We start from the raw sequence: 25714 nt of genomic DNA, 5'->3' as shown, positions 1-25714 counted from the left end.
CACAATGAAAAAGTTATTTGCAATTGTTGCTGTGATGGGAGTCTTAACATTTGGCTCAACTCAACTCGTTCAGGCTCAGGATGCTGCTGCTACCGAACAAGCTGCTCCTGCAGCAGACAAACCGGTTGCTGACGCTGTAGCTGAGGCTGCTGAAGCTTCTGCTCCTCTTGCTGGTGCTGAAGAAGAAGGTGGTATCCACAAAGAAATTAAAGTAAAATTCATCGAAGGTACTGCATCTTTCATGAGTTTGGTTGCTATCGCATTGGTTATTGGTTTGGCTTTCTGTATTGAACGTATCATTTACTTGAGCTTGGCTGAAATCAACACAAAGAAATTTATGTCTTCTATCGAAGCTGCTTTGGAAAAAGGTGATGTTGAAGCTGCTAAAGATATCGCTCGTAACACGAGAGGTCCTGTTGCTTCTATCTATTATCAAGGTTTGATGAGAATCGACCAAGGCATCGACGTGGTTGAGAAATCTGTAGTATCTTATGGTGGCGTTCAGGCTGGTTACCTTGAAAAAGGATGCTCTTGGATCACACTGTTCATCGCGATGGCTCCGTCATTGGGATTCTTGGGTACTGTAGTAGGTATGGTTATGGCATTCGATAAAATCCAACAGCAGGGTGATATCTCTCCGACAGTTGTTGCTGGTGGTATGAAGGTTGCCTTGATTACTACTATCTTCGGTTTGGTTGTAGCTTTGATCCTTCAGGTATTCTATAACTACATCCTTGCTAAAATTGAAGCTCTTACAAGCGAAATGGAAGACTCTTCTATCTCTTTGCTTGACATGGTAATCAAATATAACTTGAAATACAAAAAATAATCTGAGATGAGTAAGTTAACATATAAAGTATCGTATTACGTACTATACGCGATGTTTGCTCTTATCGTGATCGTATTAGGTCTTTTCTATTTTGGTGGACAAATGGAAACTCCGCTTGTATACGACATGGATAATCCTGCAAACACAGATGCCTTGCTGTACCTGATGTACGGTCTGTTTGGCATTGCTGTAGTTGCAACTGTTGTTGCTGCTATCTTCCAGTTCGGTTCTGCTTTGAAAGACAATCCTAAGGGTGCTATCAGATCATTGCTCGGACTTATTCTTCTTGTTCTTGTATTGGTTGTAGCATGGTCTATGGGTAGTGGTGAAACACTGACAATTCAGGGATATGAAGGAACTGACAATGTTCCTTTCTGGTTGAAACTGACTGATATGTTCCTTTACAGTATTTATTTCTTGTTGTTGGTAACAGTTGTTGCTATCATCGGAAGTAGTATTAAAAAGAAATTATCATAACTAATTGGGGAAACTCAATAAAATACAGTAACTACAATGGCAAAAGGAAATAGAAAAGTTCCTGAAATTAATTCAAGTTCAACAGCGGATATTGCATTCTTATTGCTTATCTTCTTCTTGATTACGACATCTATGGATACTGACCGTGGTTTGGCAAGACAATTGCCTCCACCTCCCGATAAGGATCAGGTTGACAATGACATCGTTGTTAAGGATCGTAACGTTCTGCAGATTTTTCTGAACTTTCAGAATCAGTTGATGTGCGGTGGCGAAGTTGTTGATGTGAAGCAATTGAGGGAAAAAGCCAAAGAATTCATTGCCAATCCATATAACGATGAAAAATTACCGGAAAAACATGCGAAAGATGTGCCTTTCTTTGGTAATACCATGGTTACGGAGAATCATGTAATTTCTTTGCAGAGTGACCGCGGATCTTCTTATCAGGCTTATTTTGATGTTCAAAATGAGCTGGTTGCTGCTTACAACGAGTTAAGAGATGAATTGGCTCAGGAAAAGTGGCAGAAGAATTATGCTGAGTTGAATGAAGACCAGCAGAAAGCTATTCGTGAAATTTTTCCTCAGAAGATCTCTGAGGCTGAACCTAAAGGAGTTAAAAAGAATAATTAATGGGAAAATTTAATAAAACAGGTAAGCGCGGGATGCCTACGCTGAATACTTCTTCTCTACCTGACTTGATCTTTACATTGTTGTTCTTCTTTATGATTGTAACAACAATGCGTGAAGTTTCTTTGAAGGTTGAGTTTAAGATTCCGCAAGGTACTGAGTTGGAAAAGCTTGAAAAGAAATCTTTGGTTACGTTTATCTATGTAGGTAAACCGACAGCAGAGTTTCGTAAAAAACTGGGGTCTGAAAGCCGTATCCAGTTGAATGACGCATATGCTGAAGTTGACGAAATTCAGGCTTACGTAACTAACGAGCGCTCAAGTATGAAAGAGGAAGACCAACCCTTTATGACTGTGTCTTTGAAAATTGACCAGGATACAAAAATGGGTATCGTTACCGATATTAAACAGGCTCTTCGTCAAGCTTATGCACTGAAAATTAACTATTCTGCGAGAGCTCGCGAATAAGTTATTCTATACATAGAAAAGGCCGTCTGATTTGTTTCAGACGGCCTTTTTTTATGAGATCCCGGGCTTATCGCTTTCAGCTCTTATAGGACTAATATCCCTCGGGACTTATATGGGTTGCCTGTATGTATTTAGTGGCGATATCGTAACTCCTGTATGGTCGATTACACAGACTCACATGCAGATATAAAGATTGAAATAGTCGATAATCTTGATGAGACCTGTGAAGTCTGTGTAATTCGTACAGTGGTTAATGTATTCCTTTTCGTTGGTTTGAGATGATCTTATTTACCTGTATAGAATTCTATGATTCGTTTGATGGATCTCTGGCAAACCGGACAGAATGTGGGATATTCATTTGTGCGCATGCGGCAATCGAATGCCGGACGATAGATACCTTTAGCTGAGTAACCTCCTCCTTCGTATACACCTGTGGGGTATTTGGCCTTATCTGCTACCGGAGTCGGAACCGGGGTGTCTTTAGTGAGCATATCTTCCCATTTGGAAGCGAAGTTGACACGTGTGGTTATGTTTTGTTCCCATGGTTCGATATTGAGTGGATAGAGGCCGTTCATCACATCTTCGTCATAGAAGTATTCATCGGCCAGACCACCGAAACTATGTCCGAACTCGTGTACCACTACCGGGCGGAAATTGGGGTGGTGTGCGGTGGTTAATGTGAAAGCATTGTAGATGCCGCCTCCGCCATATTGCTCTGTATTGGCGAGGATTATGATATGTTCATAGGGAATGCCTGCCAATGCGTCGTTAATTGCTTTTACACGACTGGTAGTCAGATAGCGGTCAGAGTAGAAAGTATCGAAGTGCGAACCGAAGGCAGTATGTTTCCATGCTCCCTGTTTCGGAGCACTGACTCCGCTGTCTGCGGAAGGACTGGCTACGGCTATGATATTGAAACGGTTCTTCATAGACTGGAACGGTTCGTGCGAAAATAGTGCTTCGCATGCCACGGCTGCATCTTTATAGAAAGTTTCCATTTCGGCTGTGGTATATCCTTCGGCCAGGATTGCCACATCGATACATTGTTCTTCGTTTCCGCTTTTCAGCAAATATTTGTGTGGGGTGATGTGTGTGAGCCCTTTTTTATGTATCAGGATATCATCGGGCTTGACGATATGTTTCAGGCTTGCGCTTACTTCGTGTTTGTTGTTGCGCAGCGTGATTTCTACTTCCGCCGGTTTTACAGGGTAGGGCAGGAGATAAGTATTCTCAAATCCTTTGGTTACTTCTTTAGCTTCGTCTGTCTCCAGCCATTCCTGGAATAGTGAGGAAAACGAAGTGGTATAGATAACTTTTCCGCTTTCCACATCACGCATGACAATTTGCCCGTTTCCTTCCAGTGGTAATTCTGCAAGATGATGCCGTCTGCCTGCCCATGTGGGCAGTTCCGAAAGTTCGTCGAGACAAATTGATTGCTTTTCCGCATTTCCGGTGAAAAGATAATCGACGCGCAGTGTTTTGTTCGTAAAGTAGTCCGAAAAGTTTTGTGCGTATGCACATCCTGTCACGAAAAGACAGGTGAATAAGGTCAATATTAGCTTCATATCGTGTGAATTTATTGTTTTTACAAAGGTACGAACTATTGCCGATTTATTCTATTTTTACAAATAAAAGTAATAAACTATAGTATTTATTGCCGGGGAAATAACTAACTTTGCATTAGTGATTGATATATTAAAACAAATTGATTTAAAATGGGACATCATCAATTAGATACTTTAGACGAGCAGATTCTGAAGTTGATTGCCGACAATGCCCGCATTCCGTTTCTGGAAGTGGCAAGAGCGTGCAACGTTTCGGGTGCGGCTATTCATCAACGCATACAGAAGTTGACTAATCTGGGTATATTGAAAGGTTCGGAGTATGTTATCGACCCGGAGAAGATTGGATATGAGACATGTGCTTATATTGGGATTTATCTGAAAGATCCTGAGTCGTTCGATTCTGTGACCAAAGCTTTGGAAGCGATTCCGGAAGTAGTGGAATGCCATTTCACCACCGGGAAATATGATATGTTTATCAAGATATACGCAAGGAACAACCATCACCTTCTCAGTGTGATCCATGATAAACTTCAACCGTTGGGATTGGCTCGTACGGAGACGCTTATTTCATTCCATGAAGCTATCAAGCGGCAAATGCCGATCATGGTAGAAACGGACGAGGATTAAGTTTATCCCCGAACGTAATCTACGAAAGCATATGAGCAGAGATGTTTCTCATCCGCAGGATGGACTTCTCTGCTTTTTTCGTGCCATATGGCTGTATCTACAGCCGGGAAAAAGGCATCTGCTTCCGGAGCTGTGTCATCAACTTCGGTCAGGCACAGTTCGTCGGCCAAAGGCATGGCTTGGCGGTAGACACTTGCTCCTCCGATGATGTATACTTTCTCTTCTTCCTGACAGCTTTTCAAAGCGGCCTCCAGCGAAGTGAACACCTCTGCTCCGGGACATTCGGTTGCCGGATTGGAAGAGAGTACCACATTCCGTCGATTGGGTAACGCTCCTTTAGGAAGCGATTCGAAAGTTTTTCGTCCCATTATGATTGTGTTTCCTGTGGTCAGCGCCTTGAAACGTTTCAGGTCGTTGGGCAGCCAGAATAAAAGCTTGTTTTGAAATCCTATGGCCATTCGGTGGTCTACAGCGGCAATAATGCTAATTCTACTCATAGTCCGGTGGAGTTATGTTATACCGCAACTTTCCCTGCAATGTGCGGGTGCGGATCGTAGTTTACTAATTCAAAATCCTCAAACCGGAAGTCGAAGATACTTTTCACATCCGGATTTATTTTCATCTGCGGCAGTGTACGGGGCTCCCGGCTAAGTTGCAGTTTCACCTGTTCCAAATGATTCAGGTAGATATGTGCATCACCCAGCGTGTGGATGAACTCTCCCGCTTTCAAACCGGTGACTTGCGCCATCATCTGTAGCAGCAGTGCATAGGAGGCTATGTTGAACGGTACACCCAGGAAGATATCGGCGCTGCGCTGGTAGAGTTGCAGGCTCAATCGTCCGTTCGCTACGTAAAACTGAAAGAACGCGTGGCAGGGAGGGAGGTTCATGTGATCCAGATCACCGACGTTCCAGGCACTGACGATGATGCGGCGTGAATCCGGATTGTGCTTGATGGCATCCACCGCTTCACTGATCTGGTCGATGAATCCGCCGTCATAGTTGGGCCACGAACGCCACTGATAACCATAAATATGTCCCAGGTCGCCCTTCTCGTCCGCCCATTCGTTCCAGATGCGTACACCGTGGTCCTGCAGATATTTCACATTTGTGTCTCCTTTCAGGAACCACAACAGTTCGTAAATGATCGATTTCAGATGAAGTTTCTTGGTAGTGAGGCAAGGGAAGCCTTCGTCCAGATCGAAACGCATCTGGTGTCCGAAGACACTGATGGTTCCCGTTCCGGTGCGATCACCTTTTTCTGTTCCTTCTGCCAACACCCGGTTGAGCAGATCTAAATATTGTTTCATATGGATGGTTATACTTTTTGAGTAACTAAAAATTCCTGCCAAAGTTACAAAAACAGCCCGAATAACTTACAGGAACGGTGTGAATAAGTTCGCAAACCAACATTTAAACTTCTTCCAGGCCGATTTTTGTCTCCACATTTCCGGAGTCAGACGGGTGCAATGCAGGGTGTCGGCTTCAAAAACGTCATTCAACTGCTGAGTGATGTTCTTGTCGAAAATGAAGGCATTCGTTTCATAATCGTATCGCAGGCTCCGGCTGTTCAGGTTAGCTGTACCTACGGTGCAGAACAGATCGTCCACCATCATGATCTTTGAGTGGTGGAATCCACCGTTGTACAGATAGATATTTGCCCCCTTTTTCATCAGTTTCTGCACGGCATAGAGCGAGGCATCCGGTGTGAAAGGGATATCCGATTTGGAAGAAATCATGATCTCTACTTTCGTTCCCCGGTTCAGTGTCCTTTTGAGGGCCTTGCGGATGGATGAAGTCGGAACGAAGTATGGATTCACGATGCGTACATCGTGTTGCGCGGCATAGATAGACATGGCATACGTGTGGCTCAGCATTCGGGAGTTCCGTTTGGGAGTGCGGTCTACGATTGCGATGATTGTGTTGCAACTGTCTGCACGTTCCGGATGATTCGGGAAATATTCTTCGCCCACGATGTTTTGTTTGGTAGTCTTGTTCCAGATGTCGAGGAAGATTTCTTGCAGAATATTCACCGCGTCACCTTCGATCCGGATGTGCATATCGCGCCAGGTACCTATCTTGGGTAGCCCGTTGATGTAGTAATCCGCAATATTCATTCCGCCCGTATATCCTATTTTTCCGTCGATGACCGCAATCTTCCGATGGTCACGATGGGCTGCATGATTGATATACGGGAACTTGAACGGATCGAATTTTACGATTTCGATTCCCTTTTCCCGGATTGCTTTCAGATGCTTCTTCTTGAGCGGCTTGTTGTTCGACCAGTTGCCGAATGCATCGAACAATGCCCGTACCTTGACACCCTCTTTCACTTTTTCGCCGAGCAGGTCGAACAGTGCATTGGCTATGGAGTCGTTACGGAAATTGAAATATTCCAGATGAATGTGATGCTTCGCTCCGCGGATGGCTTCGAACAAGTCTTCAAATTTCTCCCGCCCGCTTTTGATAAGTTTCACCTTATTGTTGTCAGTGATAGGGATGTTAGAGTACTCGAGGAACTGCATGACAAGGGAGTCGCTTCGAATAAATTGTGTAGTGTCCTCCCGCTGCATCAGCAGGCTGTCAATATTCTGTGTTCGGGCAGTGCCTATAGAGAGAATGGTCGCTATTATTAAAACGTATAATTTCAAAACCTCAGTCTTTATTTAGTTTACAAGAAAACAAAGATACAACATCTCTGTTCTTGGCTTCTTTTTGTCAAGAGCAGATTTAGTATATATTAACAGTGGGTCGCTTTTTCGGGGAAGAATAGGAGTAATGCTTGATAACATCAGGAGATAATTGATTTACTCCTGATGTTATCGGGTGGAAGAGCCGGGCTTCGGGGGCGAAAGCTTACTGCTTTTGGCAGGAATACACCGTCTTCCGGACCGAAAGACACCGTCTGTTTCCTTCGGGACGCACCGTCTTCCGGAAGATCTGCCGGTGATACCACAAAAAAAGGGAAGAGTTGCAACTCTTCCCTTTTACCTCATATTAAATTGAATATATTGTATGTATCTTGTTTACAAAGATAACGCATTCTGATCCTGAAAGCAAGTTTTTTACCTGTTTTTTAGGGCTGTTGCGCACAAATCCCTGTACGGCTTCCGGATTATCTCCGCATCAAGCCATAGACCATGCCTTGCGTGCTCCGAAGAAAGCGAGTACCAGAATGGCGATATAGAGAGATTTCGGATCGAATCCCGCCGTAAGCCCGTGTTGTACCATGGATACAAAAACTTCGCGCAGCGTACTGATAGTGGCTTGCAGACCTCCGAAGGCGAAGAACAGGATGACGCACAATACTGTGCAGACCGTTCCCCATACCTGGATCAACCGGTGGTTTCGTCCCGGTAGATTACGCATGACGCGGCGGCTGAACCCATTATCTTTTACTTCTTGTTTTTGCTCGCTGAAGAATTGCTTCAGGAGTTTATCATCTGTTTCCGTCATAACCGTTTTGTTTTAAGTAAATTGCCAATTTGTCTTTAGCCCTCGACAGGTGCGATTTGACCGTTCCTACCGGGCATCCCGTTATTCCCGCAATCTTTTCTATACTGACATCTTCCATATAGAACAAAGTGATACAGGTGCGTTCTATTTCTTTCAGCGTTCTGAGTGATTGGTAAACATCCATCTGTTCGCCCACGTTCACTTGTTCGGTGCTGTTGACAGCATCCACTTCACGGGCATCCAGATCCGTTGTTTCCTTTCGGCTGCGAATATAATCATAAAATACGTTATAAGCAATTCTGTAAAGCCATGTTGAGAAACTTGAAAGGTTTTTAAAGTTTGCAATGTTTGTGTAGGCTTTTATAAACGTATCTTGTGCCAGATCGTCGCTCAGTTCGCTGTCGCCGCAGGTCAGGTTCAGGAAGAAGCGCCGGACGGGCGACTGATACTTCTGTACCAATTGGTCGAAGGCCCTGGTGTTTCTGAACACCACGACCTGTGCGACTAACGATATATCATTGAGCTGGCTCATTTCTGTTCATTCTGGGTTTCGTCTCTGTGTGTAGGAGTTGTGAAAGGGTCTTCCGGGCGTCCGTGCTGCTGGTTGCGTGAGATGATCCATTGCCCGATTCCGGTGAACAACACCAGCAATCCGATACATCCTATGCTGAATTCGTCTGTGATGGTCCAAAGGAAGATGAACAGTCCGATTCCGGTACAGATGTTCTTGATGCCTTTCGTCCGGTAGTCCTGTGGCAGGCTATCTTTGAAGATTCCTTCCGGCAGGGGTTGTCCGGTTGCCAGTGCCTGTTCCATCAGTTTGTACTTTGCTTTCCGGTTTTTGTATCGGAAGTAGAAAGCAACGAATACGATAAAGAAAGGGAATCCGAATATCAGTATGACGACTATTAAACCTGTCAGTATACCTCCGTTAATAGCTCCTTTGCCCATATTGAACGGAAATTCGTTTCCGAAATCGAAGCTGCTGCTCTGGTAGTCGGTGTCTACGGTACTGCTGTCCACAATGTCCGTGTATTCAGCAACGAAGGTAGAGTCTGAAGAGTCATTGTTGTTTTGGGTGATGGTTTGGTTCTGTGCCATTGCCAGCGAACAGAAGGTCATAGCTACCATCAAAGCGATAAAGATACGTTTCATATTACTGTTGTTTTTTAATTGTTTTTGTTTATTTGTCTGTTAGACGTAGTTCATAGTGCAGAAAGTTGCAAAGAGACGAAATATTTTTGATATTTGCAGCTATTAATACACAAAAGTGATGGAGCTACAAATCATACAGAGCAAGATTTACGAGATACGGGGGCAGAAAGTGATGCTGGATTTTGATCTGGCAGGGTTGTATCAGGTAGAAACCCGTGTTCTGAATCAGGCAGTAAAGAGGAATAGTAAAAGGTTTCCTGTCGATTTTATGTTCCAATTGAATGCGGAAGAATGGGAAATCTTGAAGTCACAAATTGTGATATCAAGTTGGGGAGGTACCCGCAAGCTTCCTTTTGCTTTTACCGAACAGGGGCTGGCCATGCTTTCCGGGGTGTTGAACAGTGATATTGCCATCGAAGTGAATATCTCCATTATGCGCGCTTTTGTGGCTGTCCGCCAATTGGTTTCGGCTCTTCCGGTGAATGATATCACCAGGTTGCAAAATGAAATCAAAGAATTAAAAGAATATGTAGAAGAGGCATTTGCCGATTACAATGACATCAATGAAGATACGAGGATGCAATTAGAATTGATTAATCAGGCAATTGCCGAGTTGCAGGTCAACGACAAACGACCGGACGGGAAATCCCGTAATCCGATCGGTTTTATATCTTATAATAAAGGAGAATGAAATTACCTATATCATTTATCGAATCGACCCGTGCGCTGATGGGGGATGAAGAGTATCAGAAATTATCCGTTGCATTAGAGCAAGAGCCGCCTGTTAGTGTCCGGCTGAACAGCAAGTTTACTGATTCGCTGTCCTGTTCTTCCATTTCAGGGCGCATTCCCTGGGCGGCAGGAGGATATTATCTCAATCAGCGGCTGACGTTCACCTTCGATCCCCTTTTTCATGCCGGATGCTATTACGTGCAGGAGGCCTCGTCGATGTTTGTGGAACAGGTGTTGCGCCGGTATGTCACGGCTCCGGTGAAAATGCTCGATCTCTGCGCCGCTCCCGGGGGGAAGTCTACTCATGCCCGCAGCCTGTTGCCGGACGGGAGCCTGTTAGTGGCCAACGAGGTCATCCGTAACCGCTCGCAGATATTAGCAGAGAATCTGACGAAATGGGGACATCCCGATGTTGTGGTTACCAATAATGACCCTTCTGATTTTTCGCGGATCGGTTCCTTCTTCGATGTCATATTGGCTGATGTGCCCTGTTCGGGTGAAGGGATGTTTCGTAAAGATCCCGGTGCCATAGAAGAGTGGAGCCCTGAAAACGTGGAAATCTGCTGGCAACGCCAACGCAGGATTATCACCGACATCTGGCCTTGTCTGAAACCGGGAGGAATCCTGATTTACAGTACCTGTACCTATAATACTCGGGAAGACGAAGAGAACATTGCCTGGATCAGGCAGGAATTCGGAGCAGAACCGCTGCCGCTTACCGTTCCCGAAGAGTGGAACATTACCGGTGGTTTGCTCGTCGGGGCCGATGCGCCTGTCTACCGCTTCCTGCCTCATAAAACACAGGGAGAAGGTTTTTTCCTCGCCGTGCTTCGCAAGCCGGAAGAAGCAGAAGAAACGGATGGAGGCTTCCATTTTCCGAAGAAAAAGAAGCCGAAAGGTGAAACGGCTGCTTCATCGGTATCCAAAGAGAATCTGGCCGTTGCCAGAGGCTGGTTGCCAACTTCCGACAAATATGATTTGTTGGTGAACGGTGCTGTGATTACTGCTTTTCCTGCACTTTTTCTGGATGATTTAGCTATGCTTCGTTCGTCTCTCCGCATTGTCCAGGCAGGCACGGAAGTAGCCGAAGTCAAAGGGAAAGATCTGATTCCGGCACATGGGCTTGCCATGAGCCGTCTGCTGGAAACATCGCTTTTCCCGACCGAAGAGCTGACTTACGAACAAGCCATTGCCTATCTGCGGAAAGAAGCCATCACTCTCTCGCCCACTGTTCCCAGAGGATACGTGCTGGTCACTTATAAAAAGACACCTTTAGGATTTGTGAAGAACATCGGCAATCGTGCCAATAATCTTTATCCGCAAGAGTGGCGTATCCGAAGCGGATATTTGCCCGAGGACATACGGACATTATGATAGTTCACTCAATATTCACACAAACAAGCTTATTAATGAAAACAAACTTTTATCATCTTTTGGTCTGGCTGGTTGCTTTTAGTATAGGTGTTCCGGCTATGGCTCAGACTGGTACGGAAAGGGTAAAACCTTTCAGTCATTTATCTGTTTCGCTGAATGCGGGAACACTGGGAGGAGGATTGCAGGTGGCTGCTCCGTTGAACGATTATCTGGGACTTCGTGCCGGATTCTCTTTGTTGAAGTTCAATTATAATTATGATTATGACGGAACCTATGAAGGTCCGTTGCCGGCAAATGCCCGTGTCGGTAATGAGGATCCGGATAGATATTATACGGTTCCTTTGAAGGCCAAAGCAAATATGGCAAACGGAATGGTGTTGCTTGATTATTTCCCGTTCAGAAGATCAGTCTTCCATGTGACTGCCGGACTGCTTTTCGGAACGTCGTCCATCCTGAAAGTGTCGGGTGAGACAGACGAACGGATTGAGGTGGGAGATATTATCATCGAGCCGGGGGCTGACGGACGTGTGGAAGCTGCTCTGAAAACCAATGCCGTGAAGCCTTACGTCGGACTCGGATTCGGGCGTTCGGTGGCTCACTCACGCGTAGGTTTCAAGTTCGAATTGGGAGCTATGTTCCATGGCAATCCGAAGATTGAAGCAACTACCGGAAAAATCGTGGAAGATGCGGTTGACCAGGAACTGAGCCGTTTCAATAAATTCCTGAAAAACTTTAAGGCTTATCCCGTACTGAACTTCCAGTTATCTTATCGGATATTCTGACGGACTTTCAGTTGGGGTGTCAAAAGTCTTTTTTACCACGGACTACACAGATTCTCATAGATAATTCATTTTGATAATCAACAGCTTGCAATTCAATCTATGTTAATCTGCGTAATCTGTGGTGAAAAGGGGGGCAACTCAACTCTTATAGTTTATTCTTATATATCTTTGCCATGGCCTTCTGATACTGGTTCTCCAATTGCAGATAGTTCTGTTTGCTCTGATATACTACCGATACTTCTACAAAATATTCTATCATACTGATTTGTCCGCCTGTCAGTGCTTGTTTCAGCAAAGATAAATCCTGTTGTGCCTGAAAGGTTTTCTCGTATTCTTCCATTGAAGTACGTAGTGTGTGGGCTTCGCGGTAAAGTTGTGTCAGTTCCGATTCCACCTGTACCGAAGTATTGGCCCGTTGCAAGTCGATGTTCAGTGACTGTGCTTTGGCTATCTTCACTTTGTTGCGGTTCTCGAACAGGGGGAATGAGAAACCTACGACAACTCCGTTGAAAGGCTCGCCCGATTCGGTATTCCGACGGTATCCCAGTTCCAGCTTCGGAAGCCATTGCGATTTGTTGACTGTGATTTGTTTGCGGGCGGCGGCACTTTCACTGTTGAGAGCCTGCAGTGTGTAGTCCGATGCCAGAACTTCCGTTTTCAGTTCTTCGTAATTGGTAGGAAAGATAACAGCCGGATAGTCGGAGTCTTCAAACACGACCGGTATGTTTCCGTTCAGTGCCGTCAGCTCCTGTATTTTATTCCGAAGGGCCGTTTCGTTTAACGATGCTTCTGTTTTCACGTTCAGCAGTTCCAGATTGATCTTATTGGTTTCGATCACGTTGGCATCTCCTGTTTGCAAACGTTTGGCATACATGGCAGATAGCTCCTCGGCGTTTCGCAAACGTTCTGCCAGTATCTGTTGTTGCTTGCGCAACATGATGATATCCAGACAAACATCTTTAGCCTGTAACAGAATATTTTGGCGGAATACATTTTTTTGCCCGTCAAAAGCACCGGACTTCAGTCGGTTCAGTTGATTGCGGGTGGCATACAGGCTCGGAAAGTCGAAACTTTGGGAGACTACAAGCTCACCGATCGTATTATTCTTATCTTTGTTGTTCCACAAATGGGCATACGAAAGGGTAGGGTCAGGCAGATTATTGTCCGTTCGGGCTTCCAGCTTCTGTGAGGCAATCAATTGTGCGTTGGCTTGCAACTCTTTATTATTGGTTTCGATGTTGCGCAGTACCCCGTCTATACCGGTTTGTGCCTGCAATCCGGATAGCGCAAAGAGGGTGGCGGCAAGTATGGTTATTCGTTTCATATGATTATTGGGGTTTATGGCTTCACATCTCTGAGGGTATATCGAAATTCGTATTCACCACAGAGTATCACAGAGTTCCACAGATGACTATCAAGTTATCAATAGATTAAGGTAACTCTGTGGTGCATGATGACACACTCTCAGGAGTGAGGCCTTTTATTATTTTCTTTTTCCGTTCATCATCAGATAAACAATCGGGATAATAAATCCGTTCAGGAAAGTCGACGTCAACAGACCGCCCAGGATTACCTTTGCCATCGGACTTTGAATTTCGTTACCGGGCAGACTTCCGCTTAATGCCAGCGGTATCAGTGCCAGAGCGGACGAGAGGGCTGTCATTACAATCGGGTTCAGACGGTCGAGTGATCCACGGATAACGCTGTCGTATACTCCCAATCCTTCTACCTGTTGCAGGTGGTTGTAATGGCTGATAAGCAACATACCGTTACGTGTGGCGATACCAAACAGCGAAATGAAACCGATGATGGCCGGGATGCTGATTTCTCCCGTTGTGATCAGCAAGGCAAACACACCTCCGATCAGTGCCAGAGGCAGGTTTATCAGGATGACCGCCGACTCCTTCACGCTGCGGAACTCATGATACAGCAGCAAGAAGATCACTACAATGGACATGAATGAGGTCAGTGCCAGAGTGCGGCTGGCTGCCTGCTCGCTTTCAAATTGTCCGCCGTATTCAATGTGATAACCTTCGGGGAGCTTGATTTGTTCGTCCACCTGCTTTTGAATATCATTTACCACACTTCGCAAGTCACGATCGGCTACGTTGGCAGAAATGACGATTTTGCGTTTTACGTTTTCGCGGTTGATGGTATTCGGCCCCATAGCCGAAACTACGTCGGCAATGTAACTCAACGGCACTTTCTTTCCGTCCTGTGTGTCTACCATCAGGTTGCGTATCTTTTCGGCTTCGTCACGGAAATTGTTTTCCACTTTCACAATCAGGTCGAAGCTCTTACCCTGTTCGTATACTTGCGAAATCACTTCACCGGCCAATGCCACATTAATAAATTCAGAGAATTCCGGCAGAGTAATGCCATATTTAGCCAGCATTTCCCGTTTGGGGGTGATCTTCAATTGCGGACGTTCGATCTGCTGTTCTACGTTCAGGTCGGCGATGCCCGGAATGTTGCCGATAGCCCCTTTTATCTGGTTGCCCAGAGAGAACATCTTGTTCAGGTCGTCACCGAACAGTTTGATGGCGATATTGGCTTTGGTACCACTGAGCATAGCGTCGATACGATGGCTGATGGGCTGTCCTATTTCGATATTTGCTCCGGTGATGGTACCTAATTTCTCTCGTACATCCGCCATCAGTTCGGTACGCGAGCGGTCTTTCAGTTCGAATGGCGCTTCTATTTCCGATACGTTCACACCTAAGGCATGTTCGTCCAGTTCGGCACGTCCGGTCTTGCGGGCCACTGTCTGTATCTCGGGGATGGATAGCAGAAGTTCCTCGGCACGGTGTCCCATCTTATCGCTCTCTTCGAGTGAGATACCCGGCAACGAACTGATGTTGATAGTGAATGACCCCTCGTTGAACGGCGGAAGGAACGAGCGTCCCAAAGTGAAGAAGAATCCCAGAGCGATGATGAATAGCCCGATGGTACTTCCCAAAGTTACGCGTTTGTGGGATAATACCCAAGTCAGTGCTTTTTCATACCCTCCTTTCATCCAGCGCGCTACGAGGGCCTCTTTCGGGAGTTTGTCCCCTTTGTCTTTACCCAGCAGATAAGAGCAAAGTACCGGGGTCAGTGTCAATGCCACTATCGTCGAGGCAAATAATGCTACGATGAAGGCAATGCCCAGCGGAACCAGCATGCGTCCTTCCATACCGGAAAGGAAGAAGAGAGGCACAAAGCTGACGACAATAATCAGCGTAGAGTTCAGGATAGGCATACGAACCTCTTTGGAAGCGTTGAATACCACCTGGATAACTGAAAGGCGTTCACTCTCGGGCAGGAGGCGGTTCTCACGCAACCGTTTGTATACGTTTTCTACATCGACAATGGCGTCGTCCACCAGCGAACCGATGGCGATGGCCATACCTCCCAGACTCATGGTATTGATGGTCAGTCCCATGAAGTGTAAGGTAAGGATGGAGACAAGCAGTGAGAGAGGCAGTGTCACCAGTGAAATGACCGTAGTCCGAACATTGGCAAGGAACAGGAACAAGACGATGACTACAAAGATGCCGCCCTCAAAGAGTGACTTCTTTACATTGCTGATGGAACTCTCGATGAAACGGCTCTGGCGGAAAATGTCGGTAGATACTTTTACATCCGGTGGCAGATTCTTTTGCAGGTCTTTCAGTGAAGCTTCCAGTTTATCGGTCAGTTCCAACGTACTGGTGGAAGGTTGTTTGGTGACGGTCATCAGTACTGCGGGTTTTCCTCTTTCCGAGGCGGTACCCAGTTTGGGAGCTTTCGGGCCAATCCGGACATCGGCTATGTCTTCCAGCAGTACGGGTACGCTATTGATGCTTTTTACCACTGCTTTGCCCAACTGATCTACTTTGGCGGTAGAAAGTACGCCGCGTACAATGTACTCGTTGCCATACTCGTAAAGTACTCCTCCGTTTGCATTCAGGTTCATTCCCCGGGTGACGGTCATCACCTCGTTCATCGATACACCGTAATGACGCATACGTTCCGGATCGAGTTGAATCTGATATTCTTTCAATTCACCTCCCAATACGGCTACCTGTGCTACACCTCCGGTAGAGAGCAGGCGCGGACGGATGGTCCAGTCGGCAATGGTGCGCAGGTCGAGCATGGAAGTCGAGTCGGCTGTTAATCCGATAATCAGGACTTCACCCAGAATGGACGACTGTGGTCCCAGTGTCGGTTTACCTACATTCGAAGGAAGTTCTTCGCCTACGATGGCCAGCTTTTCGCTTACAATCTGGCGGGCGAGGTATATGTCGGTTCCCCAGTCGAATTCTACCCATACGACAGAGAATCCGTTGGTCGAAGACGAACGTACACGGCGCACACCGGTGGCACCGTTTACGGCTGTTTCTACGGGAAAAGTCACGAGTTGTTCCACCTCTTCGGCTGCCATACCGTTGGCTTCGGTCATAATGACCACCGTCGGGGCATTGAGATCGGGGAACACGTCTACTTCGGTATGCATGGCGGTATAAGTTCCGCCAATCAGCAACAGTACCGAGGCTACAAGCACCAGGATACGGTTCTGAAGTGAGAAATGTATGATTTTATTTAACACAATATTCTTTGTTTATAGTTTGTAACCTATGATTTCCGGACTTATTTCAATCGTTCGATTGTAAATCTTCCAATCGTAAATCTTTTAATGTTCGTGACTGTGTGCAGGTATTGCGTTGCTTGCTGAAGCCAGTTTTACCTGATAAGCACCTTGGGTCACTACCCGGTCACCGGCTTTAACACCCGAAAGTATCTGTACGCTCTTGCCGTTATCGGCTCCGAGGGTGACTTCCTGTTTCTTATATCCTTCTTCATCCAGTTGCAGATAGACGAAGAATAGGCCCTGTTCTTCGGTTAGTGCGGTGCGTGGAAGCGATATCACGTTTTCCATGGGTGACGACAGCAGGTATACTTCAACGAACGAACCCGGAATGATGTCACCCTTATTGTCGAATTCGAAAGTGACCGGCACGTAAAATGAATTGTCGCCGGCCGATTTGCCGAATGACAAAAGGCGGCCGTTCAATCCTTTCAGTTCGTATACTTTATCATCATACGGTGTCTTGAAATTGGCCGAACCGATGGTGCGCAGAGACGGATAGTATTTCTCCGAAACTTCGGCTCGCAGGAAGAGACGGCGGTTCTGTGTAACGCTGACCAATGGCTGGCCGATGGTCACGTAATCTCCTTCTTTCACCAGGATATTCTTTACGAATCCGGCAATAGGGGAAACCACAGCTTGTCCGCCTGCCGAATGATTCTTGGCAAGTGCTTCATAACTGATACGTGCATTTTCATAATTTTGTTCTGCTTGTGCAAACTCTTTGTCGGATACGATTTTGTTTTTTACAAGTGCTTGCATACGCTCGTACTCCTTCTTGGATATTTCGTAGGCGATGCGGGCACGTTGTACCGGGTCGCCATCGGCAATGTTGCTGGATGAAATGGTCACCAATGCAGTGCCTTTGCCCACACTCATGCCCTCGGTCACTTTACCGCGAAAACTAACGACACCGGCCACAGTAGCTACCGCTACGGATTCGTCTCCCTGTGCAGCCAGCACTTGCCCGCTCGTTTTTATCACTTGTTCAAAAACTTCCGGTGCGATGACGCTTGTTTTCACTCCGGCTGCTTCAGCTTTTACTTTCGGCAGGATGATTTCGTCACTGTGTCCGGCTGCCGGTTCGGTACCTTGGCTGTGTTCTTCACCCTCGTGATCATGCCCTTCATGATCTTCGCCTTCGTGATTGTGGTTTTCACCTTCATGGTCGTGGTCATGTGCTTCTGTTCCATGGTCGTGGCCTTCGTGATTGCCACCCGATTTACTGTTGCAGGAACCCAGGATAAACAATCCGAGGATTCCCATAAAGATAAGTTTCTTCATGATGATATAAATTCTTTACTTTTGATGATTCTGGGAAGTAGATCTGTGTAGTCTTTAAACCAAAGGGCATTTGGTTTAAAAACAAGGCATCGTTGGTTTTAAAGGAATATCCCATTGATTTTAAACCAACCAACGGTCAGTAGATTCCTAACCTTACGAAATAGGGCTTATAAGCCTATACAACAGGGTATGGAGGGGCACGAAGACCGAAGGCACAGTTGATAACCGTGCTGTGAAGAGATTCCCGGTAGGCGTAATAATTCTTAATACGCCGCTCTTGGGGCTTGAATAAATTCTCTATGATAAGGTCCGTAAATAAGATGGCAGTAAACAGATAGTGAGGGCTGTGGTCTGCCTGTACGGATGGGGTTGGCGAATTGAGACGTGTCATACATCCGTCATTGCAGCACGAATCGTTGCCCGGATGATGATGGTGTCTGGGACACTGGGGTTCCGGTGTCACGTCGTTTTTCATACAAATCACGCCGTTGGCATGGTGGTGATGGGGAATGACAGGTACCACCAGCATAATAATGCTGATGAAGAGCAGAAAAGAGAGTATGTACCGTTTATTCCTCATTCTTATTTTTATATTGAGCCACAAAGATAGTCTATCATCGGGTAAAAAACAAACAGTGTTACTTAAAAAACAAAAAGACAAGCAGATAACTACTTGTCTTTTCAGAAGAGAACGTCAGAAACGTTTATTTTTTCTTTCCTCCTTTGTCTTTGGTGCATTGGGCGTCTTTACATCCGGTTTTAGTTTTGCAATTGGCTTTTTCTTTGCATCCGTCAGATGTTTTCTTATCAGCTTCTTTTTTGCAACATGCTTTTTCTTCCTTTTTACAGCATGCTTTACCGTCTTTCTTGTCACATTGCTCTTTTTTGACTTCTTTCTTTTTCACGTCCTGAGCTTGGGCAGTAGTACCGGCCATGCACATTGCTGCAACAAAAGCAGCACAGAAAACTAATTTCTTCATACAGTTTCTTTTTTAGTTGATTAAAATGGGGTTTGTACCTCTCTGTTTTAATTAAACGGGTAAAAGTTACCATATGTTAGTTATCAAATATTAAATAAGATAAGGTGCGGCAATTTTATTTCTCCAGCTCCCGCAGCGAATCCATTTTTTTCTTTTCAAGGAATTCATAAATGCCACACAGGTGTTCTGTTACTTTTTTGTTGCCAAACTCATATACCTTGGTCACCAGCCCGTCCAGGAAGTCGCGGTCGTGTGATACTACAATCAGTGTACCATCGAAATCTTTCAGCGCCTGTTTCAGAATGTCTTTGGTTTTCAGGTCGAGGTGGTTGGTCGGTTCGTCAAGAATCAGCAGGTTTACAGGTTCGAGCAACAGCTTGATCATGGCCAGGCGTGTACGCTCACCTCCCGAGAGTACCTTTACTTTTTTCATCGACTCTTCCGGTCCGCCAAACATGAATGCTCCCAGCAGGTCACGTATTTTATTACGTATCTCTCCTTTGGCCACGTCATCGATAGTCTGGAATACAGTCAGGTTCTCGTCCAGTAACGATGCCTGATTCTGCGCAAAGTATCCTATCTGCACATTGTGCCCCAACGTCAGGGTACCGTCATGTTCTATTTCGTTCATGATACATTTTACCAACGTTGATTTACCTTCGCCGTTTTTGCCGACAAATGCTACCTTATCTCCGCGTTCGACTGTAAGTGTGGCATTTCGGAAAACAACATGGTCACCATAGGTTTTACCTACTCCCTCCATAATGACAGGATAGTTTCCCGAACGTGGGGAAGGTGGAAACTTCAGGCGCAATGCTGATGTGTCTTCTTCGTCCACTTCCAATATTTCCAGTTTCTCAAGCATTTTTACACGGCTTTGTACCTGAAGTGTTTTCGAGTAGGTACCTTTGAAGCGTTCGATGAAGTCTTTTGTCTCAGCGATAAACTTCTGTTGTTCTTCATAGGCTTTCTGTTGCTGTTCGCGGCGTTCTTTACGCAATTCCAGGTATTTGGAATAGTTTACTTTGTAGTCGTAAATACGTCCCATGGTCACCTCGATGGTGCGGGTAGTAATGTTATCGACGAATTTTCGGTCGTGACTGATGACAATTACCGCCTTTCCGTTATTGATCAGGAAATCCTCCAGCCATTGGATGGATTCGATATCCAAATGGTTGGTAGGCTCGTCCAGTAAAAGTACATCCGGCTTTTGCAATAAAAGTTTTGCCAGTTCGATGCGCATCCGCCATCCGCCACTGAAGTCACTTGTTTGCCGGTGGAAGTCTTCACGCATGAATCCTAAACCGAGCAGTGCTTTCTCTACATCCTCTTCGTAGTTGGTGGCATCGATGGCGTAGAACTTTTCGCTGAGGGCCGACACATTTTCTATTAGCTCCATATAGCTGTCGCTTTCATAATCTGTGCGTGTTTCCAACTCTTTGTTCATACGTTCTATTTCGGCTTCCATCTCGTGAAGGTGAGCAAAAGCTTGCGCTGTCTCTTCGAAAACCGTCCGTCCGTCTTCTGTCATCAGGTGCTGGGGCAGATAAGCAATGACGCACTCTTTAGGGGCAGATATTCTGCCACGGGTAGGCTGGCGTACTCCTGCCAGAATTTTGAGCAAGGTACTTTTGCCGGCACCGTTTTTTCCCATGAGCGCGATGCGGTCTTTTTCGTTAATGACAAATGAAATATCGCTAAATAAAGTGGTTCCGCCGAATTCCACGGCCAATCCGTCTACTGAAATCATATCGCTTCTTTAAATTTTAGCCGCAAAGATAATCAAAACTATGATTTTTTTTTATACCTTGCGGGCTGAATCGAATAAGATTGAATGTAGAATTAAAAGTAAACCTATTATATAAAATGGAAAATGAAGAAATAAAAAGTCTTCGTCCTCTTATTCTTGTGGCCGAAGATGATGATAGTAACTTCAAATTGATTAAAGCTATTATCGGTAAAAAATGCGACATTCTATGGGCAAAGAACGGTGAAGAAATGCTGAATTTATACCGTGATCACGGAAAAGAAGCGTGGGCTATTTTAATGGATATTAAGATGCCGATTATGAATGGACTGGAAGCAACCCGGATCATTCGTCAACAAGGAGCTACCCTGCCTATCATCATGCAGACTGCTTATGCCTTCAGTTCGGACCGGGATAATGCCATCGAGGCCGGTGCAACCGAGGTGCTGGTAAAGCCCATTACGGTAAGTGCTCTCCGGAATTGCCTGAATAGTTATTTCCCCGAGATTAAATGGTAAGATTATATCCTCTTAAAATAAATAGGGCTGACTTCAATAATGAAATCAGCCCTATTTATTTTAAGAGGATATTTGTTTTCAGATTTCTGTTTCCATTTGGAATTTACGGCTTACCTTCATTAGATTGATCGTGTAAGTCACTACGTTTTGTGCTTCTTGAATCATGGTCAGATAAACCATGCTCACTTTAATACTGCCTGTTTGGCTCTGGATACGCTGTAACTCCTGGCGCTTCAGATGTGAGAGTTGTGAGTTCAGTTCGTTTGCACGGCGCAAATCTTCCTCAAAGTTATTGTAATTGTTGGTTTCTAACTTCTGGCGGCATTGCTGGATCAGATAGGTGATGTCCTCGGCTACATCTCCGAATTCACCTTTCTGGATGGCATCCAGCGGATTGAAGTTATTGTCGATATGTTCAAGGCAGGGCTCGCACAGACGGCTGATACTGTATACCAATTCACTGGCAAAGTCATTTCCCTGATAGTAATAAAGTCCTTTTTCAAGTACGGTGTTATTATCCAGTTTGCACATTGCTACAGTCCCGGTGCGTTTCATCTGTTTGATCAGTTGTTTTTCGAATTTGGTAGATCCCATTGCTCTGCGTAGTCCGCGGAGGTTTTCGTGTAAGAACGATGTGACGGTCAGTTCGAAGTTTTGTTCTGCATATTCCAATACTTTGCCCAGTTCTTCACGTGTGTGTTTGCGCATCAACGACAAGGCTTCGTGGCTACTTGTAGCTTGCATCAGTTGTTTCAGGGTTTCATTGCCTTTTTCCTTTTCTTTTTTCTTCTTGTATATCAACTGGCTGCGGATCAATGTGAATGCTGCCAGTCCGATCAGTGCGATGATGGCAATGCTGCCTCCGAAATGGATGATCATAGCAACGAAGAAACAGATGGTGAAAGCGGCTCCGGCTGTGATGAACCATCCGCCAATGACACTTAGTACACCTGTGATGCGGTAAACGGCTGAATCACGTCCCCAGGCACGGTCGGCAAGTGAAGTACCCATGGCCACCATGAAAGTAACATAAGTGGTAGAGAGGGGGAGTTTCAGTGAAGTACCCACGGCGATCAGAAGGCCGGCAAGTACCAGATTGACAGAGGCACGAACCAGGTCGAATGCCGCTCCGTCGGCTATGATGGCTTCGTCTTTGCGGAAGCGGGTATCCATCCAGCGTTTGGCGCTTTCGGGAGTAATACGTGAAATGCCATTGGCAAGCGTGAGGCTGAAGCGTACCAAGGTACGTGCTATCGGTGTGCTTCCGAAGTTCTCTTCTCCTTCATCCTGGCGGGAGAGGTCTACTGAAGTCTTGATTACTGCATGTGCTTTTTTGGAGGTGCACAAGGCATATACCATGATGGCTCCGGCACCTATCAGGAAGTACCACGGTGTTTTGGCTGAACCCATCAGTGAGGTCATCAGGAAACCATCAGGACCTACAGCGGTTCCGTTAGCTGTATAATCCATAAAAGAAGAGTAACCAGCCAAAGGTACACCGATGAAGTTGACAAGGTCGTTACCCGCAAATGCCAATGCCAATGCAAAAGTTCCCAGCAGGACAACTACTTTGAATACATTTACTTTCAACCAGTGTAATATCTGCATCAGGATGGTAGAGATGACGAAGAAACAGCTTACCAGCATCATTGTATTTTCTTGTACCCACTGCTTGTTTTCAGAAGTCATGAACGAGCTGTCCTTCAATCCTTTTATTACCATGAAATAGATGATGGCAGTGGAAGCGATGCCACCGAACAGGGCAATGCTGTATTTCATCTTGTTTTTATAATTGAATGTAAACACCATACGTGCCAACCACTGTACAAGCATACCGAAGAAGAAGGCAATGGCAACTGAGACAAAGATTGCCATGATGACGGACAGGGCTTTGTCGGTGTTGATAAGATCTCCCAGTCCCAGCGTGTCGCTGTTGTGCACTTTAATCAGTGCCAGGGCAAAAGTACCTCCGAGAAGTTCGAATACCATCGAAACGGTGGTGGAGGTAGGCATTCCCATTGAGTTGAAAACGTCGAGCAGGACGACGTCCGTCAGCATTACGGCAAGCAGGATGCACATGATTTCGGCAAAGTAGAAATGCTCCGGTTGGTAGATGCCGTGTCTTGCAATGTCCATCATGCCGTTTGATAAGGAGGCCCCGATGAAGATGCCGGCACCGGCTATAAACAATATTGTTTTGAAAGATGCCGCCTTCGCTCCGACAGCCGAATTCAGGAAATTTACCGCATCGTTACTTACGCCGACCATCAAATCGAATACGGCAAGCACGAATAGGAAGATAATGATACATAGATAAATTGTCTCCATAAATGTGTATGTTATTTCTGGCTGCAAAGGACGGATTTTCGTATTGCAGAGAAATGTCATACATGTTACAGAAATGTTTCATTCTTCTCTTTAAGGTAATTATAAAAGGTATACTGTGCCCTGACCGGTGCAGCACTTGCTTTGAATTTGAATATGTTATTCAGCTTTTCGTCAACGAAGCAGGCCTTTTGATTGTCTGATAGCTGGATATGCAGCATGTCGACGATTTCTTCCCGTAATTCACTGTCGAGGACAGGCACCACGGCTTCTATTCGCCGGTACAAGTTTCGGCGCATCCAGTCGGGTGAACCCAGATATACTTTGGGATGTCCGGCGTTACCGAAATACCAGATGCGGGCATGCTCCAGGAAACTGTCTACAATACGGGTGACACGTATGTTACGGCTGTATTCCTGTCCGGGGATCAGGCAACAAATGCCCCGCACAATCAGGTCTATTTTTACACCCCTTTGTGACGCTTCATAGAGTCGGTCAATCATGATAGGGTCCTGCAAGGCATTCATCTTCAGAATAATCCTGCCGCCTCTTCCTTTCTCGGCCAGTTCGATCTCCTTATCGATCAATCGGTTTAGTTCGGGAATCAGATTGAAACGGGCCACGAGCAGCCGGGTGAACTTGGGATTTTCTTTACCGCGCAAGGTACGGAAGAGGTTGGTAAGGTCATGTACGATGACCGGATTGCTGGTGAATAATCCGCAGTCCGCATATAGCGTTGCTGTCTTTTCGTTGAAATTGCCGGTACTGATGTAAGCATAGCTGTGAATCTTTTCTCCGTTGAAACTACGGCGACGTATAAGGGCCACTTTGGCGTGAACTTTCAGTCCCGGTATACTATATATGATATTGATGCCGGCGGCTTTCATCATTTCGGCAGTGGCAAGATTATTTTCTTCATCAAAACGGGCTTTGAGTTCTACAAATACCGTTACTTTTTTGCCATTCTGTGCCGCGGCAATCAAGGTATTGATGACAGCCGAATTTTCCGCTACCCGATATTGCGTCACCATGATCTCCCGGGTCTCGGGATCGTGCACGGCTTCGTAAAGGAAATGAATGAAATGGTCGAAAGAGTGGTAAGGGTAGTATAATAACAGATCTTTCTTTTCTACGTAACTGAAAATAGACTCCTTATCATTCAGCCGGTTCAGTTTCATCGGTACAGGTTTCTCCATCCGGGGAATAGAATGGCTGGGATTGGGCAGATGGCGCAGGTCTTCCAGATTCAGATGTTTGTCTCCCGGTACCAACTCTTCACGTTGGATTCGGAAGGCATCTACCAGAAAGTCCAGAAAATCGTCAGGCATGGCACGGTCATATACAAAACGGCATACAGCACCTATCTTGCGTTTTTTAATCTTTTTCTTTACTTGCTCCACCAAATCGACGCTGCTGATGGTATCGTCTATCATGATGTCGGCATCTCTCGATATCTTGATGCAATAACTACAGTCCACTTCGTAGCCCGGGAAGATGACACCAATATTGGCTTTGATAATATCTTCGATAAACATCAGGTAATAATATTTCCCATGTTTGGGCAGTTCGATGAAACGGGGCACTTTACTATATGGCAGTTTCATTACAAAGTATTGCAAATGGTTGGCATCTTCTTTCTTTGTGTCTTTCAGAAACAGGCGGACAGCCAGGTAGAGCCGGTTGTCGCGTAGAAAAGAGATCACTTTGTCTTTGGATACCGGTACCGGTTGCAAGTAGGGAAATATCTCTTCGTGGAAAAAGTCTTTTACGAACTGCTGGTGAAAAGGCTCAACGTTACGGCTTTGGTAAAAAATGACATGATTTTTGCGTAATGCAGGTATAATCTTCTTTTCATAAATGTGGATACGGTCTTCCAGTTGCCGGTTCACTTCCCTGTTGATTTCTTCCAGCAAAACCTTGGCTGACTGCTGGGATTCTTCTGATCCTTCTGTTACGCCGGAGGCAACAGCTTTGTGGTCGGCTACTCTGATTTTATAGAATTCTTCCAGGTTGGAAGAATAAATAGAGATAAAATTGATACGTTCGTAGAGTGGCAATCGATCGTTATCAGCTTCCAGAAGTACCCGGTAGTTGAATGACAGCCAACTGATATCTCTCTTAAAGTATTGGTATTTGTTTCCCATTTGCATATAAGGTTTGCCCA

The 25714-nt window shown here is 45.6% G+C and carries 24 protein-coding genes; 9 read left to right on the top strand and 15 right to left on the bottom strand.

All coding sequences use genetic code 11. From position 1 onward, the window contains the following. Positions 1 to 4: 4 nt before the first annotated feature. Genes ISX59_RS14330 through ISX59_RS14315 form a run of 4 tightly spaced genes read left to right on the top strand, consistent with a single transcriptional unit; the run spans position 5 to position 2397 of the window. The gene (locus tag ISX59_RS14330) at positions 5 to 829 is read left to right on the top strand and encodes a MotA/TolQ/ExbB proton channel family protein (RefSeq protein WP_005808294.1); all 825 of its coding nucleotides are present in this window, start codon (positions 5 to 7) and stop codon (positions 827 to 829) included. 6 nt (positions 830 to 835) lie between these two features. Then, positions 836 to 1306: a hypothetical protein gene (locus ISX59_RS14325; protein WP_005781263.1), complete on the top strand. Its 471-nt coding sequence runs from the start codon at positions 836 to 838 to the stop codon at positions 1304 to 1306. Between the two features lie 36 nt (positions 1307 to 1342). Then, on the top strand, positions 1343 to 1933 hold the full coding sequence (locus ISX59_RS14320) for a biopolymer transporter ExbD (protein ID WP_005781261.1): 591 nt from the start codon (positions 1343 to 1345) through the stop codon (positions 1931 to 1933). Beyond that, positions 1933 to 2397, top strand: a complete 465-nt coding sequence (locus tag ISX59_RS14315) for a biopolymer transporter ExbD (protein WP_005781259.1) — start codon at positions 1933 to 1935, stop codon at positions 2395 to 2397. The genes ISX59_RS14320 and ISX59_RS14315 overlap by 1 nt, the downstream gene beginning before the upstream one ends. Before the next feature lie 284 nt (positions 2398 to 2681). On the opposite strand, the gene ISX59_RS14310 is transcribed toward ISX59_RS14315, so the two are convergent. Then, complete coding sequence (locus tag ISX59_RS14310) at positions 2682 to 3962, bottom strand: IgA Peptidase M64 (protein WP_022011683.1); 1281 nt, start codon at positions 3960 to 3962, stop codon at positions 2682 to 2684. 150 nt (positions 3963 to 4112) lie between these two features. Here ISX59_RS14310 and ISX59_RS14305 point away from each other — a divergent pair, with 150 nt between their 5' ends. Continuing rightward, entirely contained in the window at positions 4113 to 4589 is a 477-nt protein-coding gene (locus tag ISX59_RS14305) for an Lrp/AsnC family transcriptional regulator (RefSeq protein WP_005781250.1), read from the top strand. 2 nt (positions 4590 to 4591) lie between these two features. On the opposite strand, the gene ISX59_RS14300 is transcribed toward ISX59_RS14305, so the two are convergent. The 6 genes from ISX59_RS14300 to ISX59_RS14275 all read right to left on the bottom strand — a co-directional run bounded on the left by ISX59_RS14300 (position 4592) and on the right by ISX59_RS14275 (position 9199). Then, positions 4592 to 5086 (bottom strand): dihydrofolate reductase, encoded by a 495-nt coding sequence (locus ISX59_RS14300; protein ID WP_005808285.1) that lies wholly within the window; start codon positions 5084 to 5086, stop codon positions 4592 to 4594. 17 nt (positions 5087 to 5103) lie between these two features. Further along, positions 5104 to 5898, bottom strand: coding sequence for a thymidylate synthase (locus tag ISX59_RS14295; protein ID WP_005781248.1), 795 nt, complete (start codon positions 5896 to 5898; stop codon positions 5104 to 5106). 66 nt (positions 5899 to 5964) lie between these two features. Further along, positions 5965 to 7239: a cardiolipin synthase gene (cls, locus tag ISX59_RS14290; protein WP_195341619.1), complete on the bottom strand. Its 1275-nt coding sequence runs from the start codon at positions 7237 to 7239 to the stop codon at positions 5965 to 5967. Positions 7240 to 7714: 475 nt separating this feature from the next. Next, a complete protein-coding gene (locus ISX59_RS14285; protein WP_032531961.1) occupies positions 7715 to 8044 on the bottom strand; it encodes a DUF5056 domain-containing protein in 330 nt (109 codons plus the stop codon). After that, positions 8028 to 8576, bottom strand: coding sequence for an RNA polymerase sigma factor (locus tag ISX59_RS14280; protein ID WP_005808274.1), 549 nt, complete (start codon positions 8574 to 8576; stop codon positions 8028 to 8030). Before ISX59_RS14280 ends, ISX59_RS14285 begins: the two co-directional genes overlap by 17 nt. Beyond that, positions 8573 to 9199, bottom strand: a complete 627-nt coding sequence (locus ISX59_RS14275; RefSeq protein WP_005808272.1) for a DUF6249 domain-containing protein — start codon at positions 9197 to 9199, stop codon at positions 8573 to 8575. Before ISX59_RS14275 ends, ISX59_RS14280 begins: the two co-directional genes overlap by 4 nt. A gap of 118 nt (positions 9200 to 9317) precedes the next feature. On the opposite strand from ISX59_RS14275, the gene ISX59_RS14270 reads away from it, so the two are divergent. From ISX59_RS14270 to ISX59_RS14260, 3 genes are read left to right on the top strand one after another with little or no spacing between them, the layout of a single operon-like run. Next, positions 9318 to 9890, top strand: a complete 573-nt coding sequence (locus tag ISX59_RS14270) for an ORF6N domain-containing protein (RefSeq protein WP_080720228.1) — start codon at positions 9318 to 9320, stop codon at positions 9888 to 9890. Continuing rightward, the gene (locus ISX59_RS14265; protein ID WP_186992893.1) at positions 9887 to 11305 is read left to right on the top strand and encodes an rRNA cytosine-C5-methyltransferase; all 1419 of its coding nucleotides are present in this window, start codon (positions 9887 to 9889) and stop codon (positions 11303 to 11305) included. The genes ISX59_RS14270 and ISX59_RS14265 overlap by 4 nt, the downstream gene beginning before the upstream one ends. Before the next feature lie 35 nt (positions 11306 to 11340). Beyond that, positions 11341 to 12087, top strand: a complete 747-nt coding sequence (locus ISX59_RS14260; protein ID WP_044302044.1) for a hypothetical protein — start codon at positions 11341 to 11343, stop codon at positions 12085 to 12087. A 145-nt stretch (positions 12088 to 12232) separates the two neighbouring features. Here ISX59_RS14260 and ISX59_RS14255 read toward each other — a convergent pair whose 3' ends face one another. The 6 genes from ISX59_RS14255 to ISX59_RS14230 all read right to left on the bottom strand — a co-directional run bounded on the left by ISX59_RS14255 (position 12233) and on the right by ISX59_RS14230 (position 20710). Then, the gene (locus tag ISX59_RS14255; RefSeq protein ID WP_044302042.1) at positions 12233 to 13411 is read right to left on the bottom strand and encodes a TolC family protein; all 1179 of its coding nucleotides are present in this window, start codon (positions 13409 to 13411) and stop codon (positions 12233 to 12235) included. A 159-nt stretch (positions 13412 to 13570) separates the two neighbouring features. Next, positions 13571 to 16657, bottom strand: coding sequence for an efflux RND transporter permease subunit (locus tag ISX59_RS14250; protein ID WP_044302041.1), 3087 nt, complete (start codon positions 16655 to 16657; stop codon positions 13571 to 13573). An 84-nt stretch (positions 16658 to 16741) separates the two neighbouring features. Then, a complete protein-coding gene (locus ISX59_RS14245) occupies positions 16742 to 17980 on the bottom strand; it encodes an efflux RND transporter periplasmic adaptor subunit (protein WP_044302040.1) in 1239 nt (412 codons plus the stop codon). A gap of 175 nt (positions 17981 to 18155) precedes the next feature. Next, positions 18156 to 18560, bottom strand: a complete 405-nt coding sequence (locus ISX59_RS14240) for a DUF6769 family protein (RefSeq protein WP_032531957.1) — start codon at positions 18558 to 18560, stop codon at positions 18156 to 18158. A 124-nt stretch (positions 18561 to 18684) separates the two neighbouring features. Then, a complete protein-coding gene (locus ISX59_RS14235; protein WP_005781230.1) occupies positions 18685 to 18960 on the bottom strand; it encodes a hypothetical protein in 276 nt (91 codons plus the stop codon). A 115-nt stretch (positions 18961 to 19075) separates the two neighbouring features. Then, complete coding sequence (locus ISX59_RS14230) at positions 19076 to 20710, bottom strand: ABC-F family ATP-binding cassette domain-containing protein (protein ID WP_005821617.1); 1635 nt, start codon at positions 20708 to 20710, stop codon at positions 19076 to 19078. Between the two features lie 116 nt (positions 20711 to 20826). On the opposite strand from ISX59_RS14230, the gene ISX59_RS14225 reads away from it, so the two are divergent. Further along, the gene (locus ISX59_RS14225) at positions 20827 to 21225 is read left to right on the top strand and encodes a response regulator (protein ID WP_005781227.1); all 399 of its coding nucleotides are present in this window, start codon (positions 20827 to 20829) and stop codon (positions 21223 to 21225) included. Positions 21226 to 21303: 78 nt separating this feature from the next. On the opposite strand, the gene ISX59_RS14220 is transcribed toward ISX59_RS14225, so the two are convergent. After that, positions 21304 to 23553, bottom strand: coding sequence for an inorganic phosphate transporter (locus tag ISX59_RS14220; protein ID WP_005808257.1), 2250 nt, complete (start codon positions 23551 to 23553; stop codon positions 21304 to 21306). Between the two features lie 65 nt (positions 23554 to 23618). Further along, on the bottom strand, positions 23619 to 25694 hold the full coding sequence (locus ISX59_RS14215) for an RNA degradosome polyphosphate kinase (protein WP_032539753.1): 2076 nt from the start codon (positions 25692 to 25694) through the stop codon (positions 23619 to 23621). Positions 25695 to 25714 lie beyond the last annotated feature (20 nt).

The organism is Bacteroides sp. FSHCM14E1 (assembly GCF_019633785.1).
In the GTDB taxonomy this organism is placed as follows: domain Bacteria; phylum Bacteroidota; class Bacteroidia; order Bacteroidales; family Bacteroidaceae; genus Bacteroides; species Bacteroides hominis.
Note: the sequence above shows the minus strand (reverse complement) of the source record. Positions and strands in the feature narration are given on the sequence as shown.